The organism is Cyclobacteriaceae bacterium (assembly GCA_013141055.1).
In the GTDB taxonomy this organism is placed as follows: Bacteria; Bacteroidota; Bacteroidia; order Cytophagales; family Cyclobacteriaceae; genus ELB16-189.
On sequence record JABFRS010000001.1, the window covers coordinates 1,875,908 to 1,888,836 of the forward strand.

At 42.1% G+C, this 12,929-nt stretch carries 17 protein-coding genes; all 17 read left to right on the top strand.

All coding sequences use genetic code 11. The features are described 5' to 3' along the window. Positions 1–4 precede the first annotated feature (4 nt). Positions 5–691 (top strand): protein-tyrosine-phosphatase, encoded by a 687-nt coding sequence (locus HOP08_08380; protein ID NOT74932.1) that lies wholly within the window; start codon positions 5–7, stop codon positions 689–691. Positions 692–697: 6 nt separating this feature from the next. Beyond that, positions 698–2,065 (top strand): DUF255 domain-containing protein, encoded by a 1,368-nt coding sequence (locus tag HOP08_08385; protein ID NOT74933.1) that lies wholly within the window; start codon positions 698–700, stop codon positions 2,063–2,065. 15 nt (positions 2,066–2,080) lie between these two features. Beyond that, positions 2,081–2,872 (top strand): metallophosphoesterase family protein, encoded by a 792-nt coding sequence (locus HOP08_08390; protein NOT74934.1) that lies wholly within the window; start codon positions 2,081–2,083, stop codon positions 2,870–2,872. Between the two features lie 58 nt (positions 2,873–2,930). Further along, positions 2,931–3,224, top strand: a complete 294-nt coding sequence (locus HOP08_08395; GenBank protein ID NOT74935.1) for a hypothetical protein — start codon at positions 2,931–2,933, stop codon at positions 3,222–3,224. Between the two features lie 168 nt (positions 3,225–3,392). Further along, the gene (locus tag HOP08_08400) at positions 3,393–3,743 is read left to right on the top strand and encodes a hypothetical protein (GenBank protein NOT74936.1); all 351 of its coding nucleotides are present in this window, start codon (positions 3,393–3,395) and stop codon (positions 3,741–3,743) included. Between the two features lie 9 nt (positions 3,744–3,752). Beyond that, positions 3,753–4,796 (top strand): ACR3 family arsenite efflux transporter, encoded by a 1,044-nt coding sequence (arsB, locus tag HOP08_08405; protein NOT74937.1) that lies wholly within the window; start codon positions 3,753–3,755, stop codon positions 4,794–4,796. Between the two features lie 29 nt (positions 4,797–4,825). After that, positions 4,826–5,062 carry a hypothetical protein gene (locus HOP08_08410; protein NOT74938.1) on the top strand — a complete coding sequence of 79 codons (237 nt, stop codon included), beginning with the start codon at positions 4,826–4,828 and terminating at the stop codon, positions 5,060–5,062. 142 nt (positions 5,063–5,204) lie between these two features. Continuing rightward, positions 5,205–6,998: an arsenical pump-driving ATPase gene (gene arsA / locus HOP08_08415; protein NOT74939.1), complete on the top strand. Its 1,794-nt coding sequence runs from the start codon at positions 5,205–5,207 to the stop codon at positions 6,996–6,998. Positions 6,999–7,407: 409 nt separating this feature from the next. Further along, complete coding sequence (locus HOP08_08420; GenBank protein NOT74940.1) at positions 7,408–7,743, top strand: helix-turn-helix domain-containing protein; 336 nt, start codon at positions 7,408–7,410, stop codon at positions 7,741–7,743. A 145-nt stretch (positions 7,744–7,888) separates the two neighbouring features. Further along, complete coding sequence (locus tag HOP08_08425) at positions 7,889–8,056, top strand: hypothetical protein (GenBank protein ID NOT74941.1); 168 nt, start codon at positions 7,889–7,891, stop codon at positions 8,054–8,056. Beyond that, positions 8,043–8,969 (top strand): hypothetical protein, encoded by a 927-nt coding sequence (locus HOP08_08430; GenBank protein ID NOT74942.1) that lies wholly within the window; start codon positions 8,043–8,045, stop codon positions 8,967–8,969. The genes HOP08_08425 and HOP08_08430 overlap by 14 nt, the downstream gene beginning before the upstream one ends. Before the next feature lie 48 nt (positions 8,970–9,017). Next, positions 9,018–9,704 carry a hypothetical protein gene (locus tag HOP08_08435; GenBank protein ID NOT74943.1) on the top strand — a complete coding sequence of 229 codons (687 nt, stop codon included), beginning with the start codon at positions 9,018–9,020 and terminating at the stop codon, positions 9,702–9,704. Positions 9,705–9,707: 3 nt separating this feature from the next. Further along, entirely contained in the window at positions 9,708–10,235 is a 528-nt protein-coding gene (locus HOP08_08440) for a hypothetical protein (GenBank protein ID NOT74944.1), read from the top strand. Between the two features lie 30 nt (positions 10,236–10,265). After that, a complete protein-coding gene (locus HOP08_08445) occupies positions 10,266–10,574 on the top strand; it encodes a hypothetical protein (GenBank protein NOT74945.1) in 309 nt (102 codons plus the stop codon). Between the two features lie 162 nt (positions 10,575–10,736). After that, the gene (gene mobC, locus HOP08_08450) at positions 10,737–11,093 is read left to right on the top strand and encodes a plasmid mobilization relaxosome protein MobC (GenBank protein NOT74946.1); all 357 of its coding nucleotides are present in this window, start codon (positions 10,737–10,739) and stop codon (positions 11,091–11,093) included. Beyond that, on the top strand, positions 11,068–12,090 hold the full coding sequence (locus tag HOP08_08455) for a relaxase/mobilization nuclease domain-containing protein (protein ID NOT74947.1): 1,023 nt from the start codon (positions 11,068–11,070) through the stop codon (positions 12,088–12,090). The genes mobC and HOP08_08455 overlap by 26 nt, the downstream gene beginning before the upstream one ends. A 242-nt stretch (positions 12,091–12,332) precedes the next feature. Continuing rightward, entirely contained in the window at positions 12,333–12,803 is a 471-nt protein-coding gene (locus HOP08_08460; GenBank protein ID NOT74948.1) for a JAB domain-containing protein, read from the top strand. Positions 12,804–12,929: the final 126 nt, after the last annotated feature.

The window sequence follows — 12,929 nt, forward strand, 5'->3', positions numbered from 1 at the left end:
ATCAATGAAACCTTTTGCTTTACTACTAATCCTGCTGTGTACAATGTCATTTACAAGCGAAAAGAAAGTTACACTTTATAAGCCCATTGTGAATAACATCGAAACGTTCACAAAAGAGTTTGACCAGATTCCGGAAGACCGCAAGAAAGCATTGAAGAAGCTCGCGCTTTTTGTGGAAAGCAAAGTGAAGGCTGGAGAAAAAACTGAATTGATTTTTATCTGTACTCACAACTCCCGTAGGAGCCATATGGCACAGGTGTGGGCACAGGTTGCCGCTGCTTATTATAATGTACCTAATGTGACTGCCTACTCAGGAGGAACAGAAGCAACGGCCTTTAATCCTCGTGCTGTCAAGGCCCTCGAAGAAGCTGGATTTAAGATCGTGAAGACTACCGAAGGCACAAATCCTGTCTATGAGGTTCGCTTCTCCGATGAAGGGTCTCCTATCAAAGCGTTTTCTAAAAAATATGATGGAGAGGGAAATCCAAAAAATGGTTTTGGCGCTATCATGACCTGCGCGCAGGCAGATAAAAACTGCCCCGTTGTGATGGGTGCAACAGTTCGTATAGCAACGCCTTATGATGATCCAAAAGAATTTGATGGAACACCTCAGGAAGCTGCAAAGTATAAAGAGCGCGTGCACCAGATTGGACTGGAAATTTTCTATGCGTTTTCTCTGATTAAAGCATAGTTTGTAATGACATCAAAAAGAATTTTATCGTTTGGTCTTGTCCTGCTTTTGGTAAGCTTACCGGGCTGGGTTTTTGCTCAGGCTGGACTCACGGAAATGAATTCATGGATTGAGAGTAAGCTTGCCTCCGATAACACCTCACTTGGATCTTACTTCTTTCTGTTTCTGGGAGGATTTCTGGCAAGCCTTCTTCCCTGCGTTTATCCCTTGTACCCGATCACGGCAAACGTTATCAAGGCTCGGGGGGCGGGCTCTTCGCGGTTTCTGCACCCTTTGTTTTATTTCCTCGGACTCGCGGCAATGTATCTTGTGTTTGGAATCGTTGCCTCGTTCAGCGGTGGAGCGTTCAATCAAATCATGCGACTCCCGGTTACTAACTTATTAATAGGTGTTGTCATTATCCTTATGGGAATCTCAGCGGCGGGCCTAATTCATATCCCGTTGTTTGGCGGTCAGACAGAAACAAAAAATAAAGGAGTCACTGGAACATTTTTGTTGGGGATGGGTGCAGGTCTCCTTGCTTCATCGTGTGTTGGACCTGTCGTAGTCAGTATTCTCATTGGACTGGCAAGCAGTATGGGCGACACTTTTTCTATTTCACTCTCATTGGCGGCAGCATTCAAAATGCTTTCGTTTGGCCTTGGATTAGGAATTCCTTTTTTACTGATAGGCGTGTTCGGAGTGAGTCTTCCAAAATCCGGCAAATGGATGACCTATGTTCAATATGTATTGGGCATTCTAATCATCTACTTCGGATGGACGTATGTTGAAAAAGCTTTACTGATTTTAAATTTTGCAGCAGAGGCAATTCAACTTATTGGCATCGGTTCGCTCATTGTTCTGATCTCTACTTTCTTCTTTCAACCTTCCGAGCGAATAGTTGAAACTAGGGTCGTAAAATCTCTTTTGATACTCTCTTCAATTGTCGGGGCATTAATACTTGTAAGAGGTATTATCCCTGCCTGGTCTGGAAATACTTCTGTTTCATTATCCACTTCTCCAGCAGAAAATGAGAAATCTATTGAAATCGATGGATCATTAACATGGTATCTGAATAAGGACGCAGCGTATGCGGAAGCAAAGCGAACCGGAAAAAATGTGTTTATCGATTTTTATGCTAACTGGTGCACCAACTGCAAGGCATTTAAAAAGCTAACGCAGGAGGACGAAGAGCTGATTGCATCCCTCAAGAACGCAGTCCTGTTAAAAGTATATGATACGACACCGGATTTTAAAACGTACAGCAGCGATTCGCGCTTTCCGGAGCTAAAGGTCGGCTTGCCATTCTTTGTCATAACAAGCACCGAGGGAGAACTGATCTATAAGACAAATGATTATCTGAAGACCCAGGAGATGGGGATGTTTCTTGAATAACCTAAAATCCATAAAATGAAAATTGCCTTGTTCTCTGACATTCATGCAAACCTGCCGGCACTGGAAGCTTGTATGGCCGATATGGAATCGCGTAAGCCGGACGCGGTGTATTGCCTTGGAGATCTCGTCGGATATAATATCTGGCCCAATGAGGTAATCAATGAGATCCGAAAAAGAAAAATACCAACTATTGCCGGGAATTATGATTTCGGAGTGGGCAGACACAGTGATGATTGTGGATGTGCCTATAAGACAGATGATGAAAAAGCAATGGGAGTCGTCTCCATTTCCTATACAAATGAAAACGTAAAGGATGATGAACGAAATTACCTCAGGTCACTTCCCGGCCATCTTCGGGTAGAATTTATCAATAACAAAGACTTTCACAGCACACCGACTGAAGATGAAACTAAAAATGTTCTGCTGGTTCATGGTAGTCCGCGTCGTATCAACGAATATCTTTTCGAAGACCGACAGGAAAAGAGCCTGCTTCGCATTATGGAGGAAGCTAAAGGCCACATCATGTGTTTTGGACATACCCACAAACCTTATCACCGCGTACTTAAGGATGAAAAGGGAAATTACTGGCATGCTATCAACATAGGGTCGGTGGGTAAACCAAAAGATGGAGATCCACGAGGATGTTATGTGATTCTTACGATTGACGAGAAGTATTCCCATGTTTCTAAGGAAGGACTTTCAGTCGAGTTTGTTCGCTTCAACTATGATATTGAGAAGGCTGCTAAGGCAGTAGAAGATAGTCCTCTTCCAAACCCTTACGCAGAAATGTTGAGGAAAGGTTTTTAAATTAAAGTTTCCCAGGATGAGGAGTTGCAAATTACTTGTATTGATATTTTTCCTCGGAATGAATGAACGGCTTTTCAGTCAGGAATTGCCGGGCCTTAGTTATTGCCTGCTCTTTGAAACCACCCTTGAAAAGGAGGCATTTCAGAAAAGTAACACAATGGAAAGTGATCCATTGCTCTTCTTACTGGCATATGATGTAAAGACAGACTCTTCACAGTACAGCAATCTCAGAAATGAATTGCTGGATTATACTCAAACACTAAAAGACAAGCGTACGAAATTCAAAACTGAGGCAAAGTTTCTGCGATATGTTTTTAATGATGTTCATACCCACTACCTCAGGAGTTACTGATCATACGAAACATTTAATAACATCTTTAGTCGCGGAAGCTATAACTGTATTACCGGGGCGGCATTGTATGGCTATGTGCTGCAAGGACTTGGTTACATTCCTAAAATCTATAAGACGCGATATCATATATTTTTATTGATTGACCTTCCTGATTCGGAAACCATTCTTTTGGAAACCACTGATGCTGTTCATGGCTTTGTTGAAAATAAGAGAGATGTAATGGAACGGATTGCCAGTTACATGGCAAGGGAGAAGGTTCAGCTTTCCAAACAGGAAACATTGTCGGCGCCTTTTAATGACAACGTCACGATGGAGCTTGTTTCATTGAAAGAGCTTACGGGACTTCATTATTATAATCTTGGGGTGGAACTGCTGAACAAGAACGATTATTACGAAGCATTCAGGGTGCTAAAGAAAGCAAGTATCCTGTATCCGACATCTGATTGCATTAAAGATTTTATTGCCTTTGCCCAGATTCAATATGAACTGGAATTAACTACCGCCTTCAATAGAAAGTAAAACATCACCATGAGTCAATCGAAACTTGGATTTCTCGACCGATACTTAACCCTATGGATATTTCTTGCTATGCTGCTTGGAATTCTTATTGGGAATCTTTTTTCTATAGAAGAGTGGATGAAGCCCTTTCAGATAGGTACTACGAATCTTCTTATTGCAACTGGTCTGATTGTAATGATGTTTCCACCACTTGCTAAAGTGAGGTATGAACATCTTGGAAAAGTATTCAGGAATGTCAAGCTTATCAGTCTCTCATTGCTGCTGAACTGGATTATAGGCCCCATCCTGATGTTTGGGCTGGCAATGATTTTCCTGCGGGACAAGCCTGAATACATGGTGGGCCTGATTCTTATTGGCATTGCCCGTTGCATTGCAATGGTATTGGTATGGAACGATCTGGCAAAGGGAGACAAAGAGTATGCTGCAGGACTGGTGGCCATTAACAGTATTTTTCAAGTCCTGTTTTATAGTTTCTTCGCCTGGCTGTTCATCACAGTTCTGCCGCCTTACTTCGGAATAGAAGGATCGGCTGTCAACGTCAGTATGAGCGATGTTGCCACGAGCGTATTTCTATACCTTGGCGTTCCATTCCTCGCTGGTTTTATTTTCAGGTATCTATCCATCAAGTTAAAAGGAGAAGCGTGGTATGTTGAAAATGTTATTCCACGGATCAGTCCTTTGACATTGATCGCGCTGTTATTCACCATCGTGATCATGTTCAGCTTCAAAGGAAAAATGATTCTGGACATCCCTTTGGATGTAGTCAGGATTGCCATCCCGTTAATAATCTACTTTCTCGTCATGTTTATTCTGAGTTTCATCCTTTCCAAAAGACTTGGAGCGAATTATGAAGAAAACACATCTGTTTCTTTTACTGCGACCGGAAACAATTTTGAATTGGCTATTGCTGTGGCGGTAGGAGTTTTTGGTATCAACTCGGGGCAGGCATTTGTTGGTGTAGTGGGGCCATTGATTGAGGTACCTGCATTGATTTTACTGGTCAATCTTGCCTTTTGGTTCAAGAGAAAATTGTATCCGACTCCCAACATGTAATTGAAGGAAAGTCCTTTAATGGTCAAGGTATGGATGAAATAGAATATTTATATAAAAGGTATAGAAATCAGATCCGACCATTTATGGAAATGCTCAAGCATAAGCGGGCTGAACTGAGTGATGCAGATTGGCGAGACTTTGTAACACACACGCGCGAGAATATTATAAATGCGCCAGATCAGTATTTTTCTGACCTTCCCAATGGGGATCTTTTAGAGAAATTAGTACACCGTCTATTTGTCGAGTTTTTTGAGGAAGTCGGCTGATATCTCATTTTAGTAAACGCCGTTCACGTTATGGGATACCATGACAAAAATCAGTAGTTGACATCTTCTGAATGATTTATGTCACCTGATTGCCGGGGAATAGTTCCGACCTTACCTGCGTTTAATGAAAACAAATAATCACATGGAAAAGGGAGTCAATAAGTTTCTGTTTTTCACCGGAAAAGGTGGCGTAGGAAAGACGTCACTGGCCTGTGCCACAGCAGTAAAACTGGCCGATGAGGGGAAAAAGGTACTATTAATCAGTACCGATCCTGCATCAAACCTGGAAGATGTATTGGAAAGTCCGGTGAAGAATGAAATCACACCTCACAGGACACTCAGCACTCTTTTTACCATAAATATCAATCCTGAAGTTTCGGCGGATGAATATCGTCAACGGGCAATGGGCCCTCTTAAAGGAGTGGCAACTTTGCAAGAGATAAACAAAGTAAAAGAGCAATTGTCCGGAGCGTGCACTACTGAGATTGCTTCTTTTGATGAGTTCTCCCGCTTCATTACTGGTGAAGGAAATCCTGAAGCCTTTGATGTAATCATATTTGATACCGCGCCAACAGGTCATACAATTCGATTGCTGGAGTTGCCCGCCGCATGGGATACTTTTCTGGACGAAAATCCTAAAGGAGCCTCTTGTATCGGCCCCTCTTCAGCATTGAAAAGTAGTAAAGAGCGATATAAGAAAGTAATTGCCAGCTTAAGGGATGCGGAGCAAACAACCTTTTACCTGGTGGCCCGATCGGAAACTTCGTCTCTGAAAGAAGCTGCAAGGACAAGTCTTGAACTCAAAGAACTGGGCTTAATTAATCAGAGACTATTGATCAATGGTGTATTTAGTGCCATTGATAAAAGTGATAAGGTTGCTCTGAAAATGGAACAACTCGCGCAGAAGGAGTTAATGGAAATGCCTGATGCTTTAAAAACACTCGCTACATTAAACTACCCCTTGCTTCCATACAATGTGTTGGGGCTGGAAAAATTAAGGTCGTTGTTAGATACAGAATTGCAGAAGAAAATTATTGCCAAAGAAATTTCTACTGAAAGTATGTTTGAGCATCCTTTGGAAGACCTATCAGAATTGGTGGATGAGCTTGAGGGAAATAGTCCTAATGGTCTGATTTTGACAATGGGAAAAGGCGGCGTGGGCAAGACTATTGTCGCGGCAACTATTGCGACCTTACTGGCCAGACGAGGGCATGAAGTTCTTTTAACCACTACCGATCCGGCAGCTCACATAACCGATTTTATCAATCAATTGGAGGAGTTGCCGGGCACACTAACGGTTGAGCACATTGATCCTAAAGTCGAAACAAAAAATTATGTTGATAAGGTGATGAATCAAAAAGGGGCAACCCTTGATGCCGAAGGTAAGAAGTTGTTGCTGGAGGATCTTAAATCTCCCTGTACGGAAGAGGTAGCAGTATTTCACGCTTTCTCCAGTGCGATCTATAAAGCAAAGCGACAGTTTGTAGTAATCGACACCGCGCCGACGGGGCATACACTATTATTGCTTGACACAACAGGGAGTTACCATCGTGAGATTTTAAAGAAGCAAACTCCTGGTTCGGTTAAAATCAAAACACCTTATATGTTCTTGCAAGATCAGAACTTTGCTAAAATCGTATTGGTCGCTCTTCCCGAAACCACTCCCATGCGAGAAGCCGAAGGCCTTCAAAATGATTTGAAGCGTGCTGGTATTGTTCCATTTGCATGGGTAGTTAATCAATGCCTATCTGCTTTAAGAAATTTAAAAGATCCATTGCTAAGAAAAAGAGCTGCTTCAGAAATACCGATTATAGACACTATTAAGAATAATTTGTCAAAAAGGACCTTTGGCATACCTTATCTGGCGGAGCAAAAGTTACTACCAGCGCTTCTTTTGTCTCTTGATAAGACAAAAACGGCTATAAGAATTCAATAATACTTTTCGGCCTTTATGCCGATTATTTACAGGTGATCCTTGTCTGAAGGGTCCTTAGAAAATCTATAGAATTTATTTAGATCGAACCGGCTTGACTTGGAGACGTTTAGCTTCTCGGCAAGTAGGTAACCCATGAAAATACAATGGATAAAGTGCTACTGAAATCAAACTGATTCAAATGCAACCATTTTAATCGGAAATGTCTGCTTTTTGAATAGTCGTTCTTCAAATCAGCACAAACAGAATCAAACAAAATTAAAACCCAACCTTCCCTTAATAGTCATCGTTTACTTTTTAAAGTGAGATGACTAATTTTTTATCCCATGTTGTTAGGAAGATGGGAAATTTTCTAATAGTCCTTTCACATCTTGCTTCGCAAGATCAGTGGTAGCCCTAAAGCGGGAAAGGAATGAACACATCAAATTCAAATGATAACAATTTAAGGAGGCCAGCAACGTATCGCGATCAGTTATTAACAATTGGTGATCTGGAAATCTTTAGGAATGAATTGATTGCTGAAATCAAAAGCGTGCTTAAGCCTTCAACTGGTCAATCAGCAAAGCAATGGCTTCGAACATCCGAAGTTAGAAAGATACTGGGGGTTTCACCTGGCACTCTACAAAATCTTCGAGTTAACAGAACCCTCTCGTACACAAAGATAGGCGGCATTGTATTCTACAAGCATGAAGACATTCTTAAACTGTTGGAAGATAACTGCATCACTAGAAAGGATAACAATGGATAGCCTTCAACAGCTTACCTGTTATATAGATAAAATGGTTTCAGATGAACGACTGAAACCAGTCCACTTATCCCTTTCCATGGCGCTCTGTCACTCTTGGATTGAAAGTCAATTTGAGAGCCGTTACCGTGTTTCACGAAAGCGTCTTATGAGAGACTCACACATTCGTTCCAAAGCCACCTATCACAAGGCAATCAAAGAACTTCAGCGATTGGGATACCTGAGGTACTCTCCTTCTTACCACCCGAGGAAGGGCAGTCAGATAACAATGATCATTGAAAACACAACGAACGAACAGCCGGATGCCACAGAATAGATTATCCTACAGTGAAGCGAAGAAAATTCCAATCACGGATTACCTATCTAGTCTAGGATTCGGACCTGTCAAGATCAGGGGAATCGATCAATGGTATCATTCGCCATTCCGCGATGAACGAACTCCATCCTTTAAAGTAAATACACGGCTAAATGTTTGGTATGATCACGGCACCGGCGATGGCGGAACAATACTGGATCTTGGTGCAAAACTTCATGGGTGCTCCCTGCAAGAATTCCTGGAGAAATTATCTACTGATAACTATCAACTACCCGTTTGTTTTCACCAGCCAAAGGTTCCCCTTGAAAAACCAGAAAATAGACTGGAGATTATATCGCCTCGTGAATTAACGAGCGGAGATTTGCTCTATTACTTAAGAAGCCGCTCCATTGACGCAGGTATTGCCAAGCAATACTGTAAAGAGATTGAGTTTAGAATCGGGCCAAAGATTTATACAGCCATCGGGTTTCCAAATAATTCCGGCGCATTCGAACTCAGAAACAACTGGTTTAAAGGTTCCTCTTCGCCCAAGGACATTTCCTTTATCAATAACAATTCGGAGAAGGTATCTGTACTGGAAGGATTCATGGATTTTCTTTCTGTTATTCAAATTGAGCATCGAGAAATAAATCAGATTACAAAGATCTCGAATTTCCTTGTCCTCAACTCGCTCCGATTATTGACCCGCAGCTTGCCTATTCTTCAGTCGCACAAAGAAATAAATCTCTTTCTGGACAATGATAGTGCCGCACATGAAGCGAAAGAAAGCCTGAAAGAAAGAGGAATTGACTTTCGCGACGCTTCGGCTCTTTATCGAGAACACAAAGATGTTAATGAGTATCTAATTGCAACGAGTAAAATCAAACACGATCAAACTCTTCCTCGGACAAGATCTAAAGGGGTAAGGCGGTAATATCTTTTTAGCTGGCAGAAAATTATCAACTCACTAAAAATAATAATCATGAAAACGAAAATTCACTTTATCACTCAAGCCAAAGGAGGCGCGGGAAAATCAGTTTTGGCATTTATGCTCGCTGAAAAACACCGCGAAGCGGTCATACTGGACCTCGACGATGCTACCACCACCACCCTTAAGCAGCTCGCTTATCGCCAGCCGGTCAAAGTTTCCTTTCTTGATGCTACGACAAAACGAATTGATCGAGGCGCTTTCAACGGCTTGTTTCAAAGTATTATCGAAGCAAAGAAGGAACTATTTATTGCCGATTTGGGAGCAAGTGTGGCCGAGCAATTGCCAAAATACTTCTCAATCAATGGCGTGGAGACGGTCATAGAATTGCTTGAGCAAAATGACATCCACCTGCAAATTGTTTGCATTGTTGGTGGTGGGAATATTTTCAAGGCGACAATGGAATATTTAGCGGAGTTGGTTGAATCAACCAAAGGACGACTGGAAGTAATCGTCGCGCATAATGGATTCTATCCATGCTCGGAAGAACAGAAAGCTTCTCTTATGGAATATGTAGAGGCCAATAAACTCTCACTGATTCACTTCGATCTGGTAAAGGATAAAGGTGAAATAGCCATGAGGACGGTGGAGAATGTTTTAAAGAATGGAAAAGGAATAACCGGCTTAAGCCCGTTCACATCCATCTATTTCAAGAAACCGATTGAAGAACTAAGCCTTTAAGTCATGGCAATGACCGATCAGGAACAAAAAGAAGTACGCTCTTATTGCGCTTTCATTCTTGAAAAGTATGGATTTGATATTTCACCAAGCGATCCAATTATTCCCGCTTTGTACATCATCCATAAAGAAATGCAACTGAATAATCAAAACAATAAAGCCATTGGAGAATTAATCAAGGAGGCGTCAACGAAAATAAGCCCAACCGTATTCCATTTTGTTTCTCCTGGAGAAGCATTCAGATTTCAACTGGGCGTTGCCGTAAAATGGATCATAATTAGTATTCCAATGTTGATACTGATGTGGATTGGCGTGTGGTATCGGTCAATGATTTATGATCTCGATAGCGCGCGGACAATCGTTCAGGCCTCGGACAATGTCGGCGAGCTGTTCAAGCGTGCTAAGGTGGATGAGAAAGGACATTACTTCATTGATTTCACAGCTGCACGGAAGGATTCAGTGATACACTTCAGAGAATTTGAGAAGCTGAATGCAAAAACTATCCGGGTATATCTCGGCAAGAAATCACAGTGATTCTTAATTAAGCACAAACAGCAAGCCGCAATGGAGAAGCGATACATCATACAATTCCTGAAAGAGAGAAAAAGAGGAGTTTACACCCTGATCGTAGAAGAATATTCGGAGATAGTTACTTCAATGGCTGCAACACTCGCACTCGATGTCATTCGCGAAGATCTTGAAAGGGTAGCGAATGCAAGGGTCGAACTCAATTATTTCAGTCTGGCCCACGCGATCACGAAGTTTAAAAAGAAGACATCCTCATCACCTGTCGCAAAGGCTAAATGGAATTTTAAAGATAGTTATGAACAAGTGGATCAATTAGCGGCAGGCAAGTTCAAATTGGGGCAATAACAGTCAATGAATTCAGGAAACGTAAATCAAAGGCAACTTAAGTCAAGTACCGGCAGACACCGGCAACACCTGATCACTGTCAAGTTCGGAGGAGCAAGCCATGTTTCCGCTACGCTCCAACGGCTTGCTGAGTAACAACCACTTCGTTCGACCTTAAAAGTTATGGCCAGACCACCGGTAAATAGCAGCGAAAAAAGAATTCATCAGGTGAATATCAGACTCACTGACGATGAAAATGAAAAGGCTAGCCAGTACTCCACAGCCAGTGGATTAAGTCCGGCTAATTGGATTCGGCAAAAAGTATTTACCGGGAAGTTTCCCGCAGTTAAACTTTCACCGATAGATGCCGCGCTCTACATGGAACTTAAAAAGATCGGTGTCAATCTCAACCAAGTGACTCACAGAATTAATCAAGGGGATTTTCCAAAGGAGTACCTATCTCACTTATTAGCCCTAACGTCCTTGATCGATAAGATTCTAAAACTCATGACCGATGACCGGCAACCAGATCAAGGGTAAAGGCTTTCGTGGAGCGCTCAGATATAACCTTGAAAAGGTCGACAAAGGAGTGGCTGAGTTACTGGATTCTTCCTTTGCTGGCAAGTCGGAAAATTCAATACTGAAAGAGGTACAACTGATCCGCGTGCAGAAGCCGAATCTTCAAAAATACTTCTATCACACCTCGATCAACTTTCCACCAGAAGAGAACCTTTCCAGTGAAATGATGAAGCAGATCGGTCACGATTACCTTCAGGCCAATGGATTCACTCAGCATCAGTTTATCATGTTCCGGCATTTTGACGCTGACCACCCTCACCTCCATATCCTGGTAAACCGGATTGGATACGATGGCAAAGTTCTCAGCGACAGTAACGACTATAAGCGGAGCGAGCAGGTGCTCCGGGAGCTTGAGATAAAGTACAACCTCGTAAAAGTTGTGTCCAGCCGGGAAGCGAAAGAGCGAGCCATGACCAAGGACGAACTGGAGATGATGAAGCGAACCAATGTTCCCTCAACGAAATTGAAGCTACAGGCAATTGTCAAGGATGTCCTTACAAAAGGTCGAAGGTTAACGACTCAGGAATTCATCACAGGACTGGAAAGTAAAGGCGTCAGGCTTCAATTCAATCAGGCTACCACAGGATATGTAAGTGGGATCTCTTATGACTATAATGGATTTGTCATCAAGGGTGCTGCGCTTGGTCACGATTTTAAATGGCCTTCGGTAAAGAATCGTATCGACTATGAACAACAAAGAGATCACCTGGCAGTTCATGAAGCAAATGTTAGAACAAAGTCAGCATCCCCGGAGGCCAAAACAAGGTCAATTAACATTCACCGAGGCGCTCATGAAAATATTGCAGCACAAAAAGATTCGCAGGGCTCTGATCTGACTGCGTTGCTGAAGGATCTTTTTCATGTGGATCGTAGTAATCCTGACTATCATCCTGATATGGTTTCTGATGACTTGACCAGACGAAAGAAAAAGAAGAAAAGAAGAGGGAGAAGCATTTAATTATTACCGACCGCACTCTTTCTGATTTCTTGCTCCTATTGACAGATTGATTGACGCTTTCCTAATCAACGGGTTTAATTCTGGTGAAAGGTTGCTCCCAGTGCTTTAGGTCTACCAAAAGCGTTCGGCATAAACGGTTCCCCCTTCCAGCTAGCGCTTCCAGGAACCCCCATTTATTCCGTTTCCTTTTGGTAGTCCTGCACTGCGAGCAAATGAGCACACCATAATTAAACCCGTTGATTATGGAAAGCACAACTAATCAATCCATCAACTATCAGGTAGCAGAAATTCAACTCTCCTACAAAACAGCTCTTCTACCTTCCATGATGCTACAGATCGAACGATCAAAAAGCGCATTCGATATTCTCCTTGGTTCCTGGGATGAAGACAAGCTCGAATTCATTGAGCAATTCAAAGTTTTACTACTTAATAGGGCTAATAAGGTTCTCGGAATTTTCGAAGTGTCATCGGGATGCCTCACAGGCACAGTCGCTGATCCGAAGCTTATCTTCGCCGCCGCCATTAAAGCGAATGCGTGTGGGATAATACTTTCTCATAACCATCCTTCCGGAAATCTCAAGCCAAGTCAGGCAGATATTGATTTGACAAAAAAGATGAAAGAAGGAGGAAAATTTCTTGAGATTCAGATTCTTGATCACATTATCGTTACGAAGGAAGGCTATTTTTCATTTGCTGATAAAGGATTAATTTAATTCAGGCCATAGCCACATATCGCCTCTTCATTTTATAATATCCAAAGGATTTTACTGACAGTTAAAACCAGATTTGTAGAATCCCCAATTCGAAAAGACTGGCCGAAATTCACGACCTTAGTATTG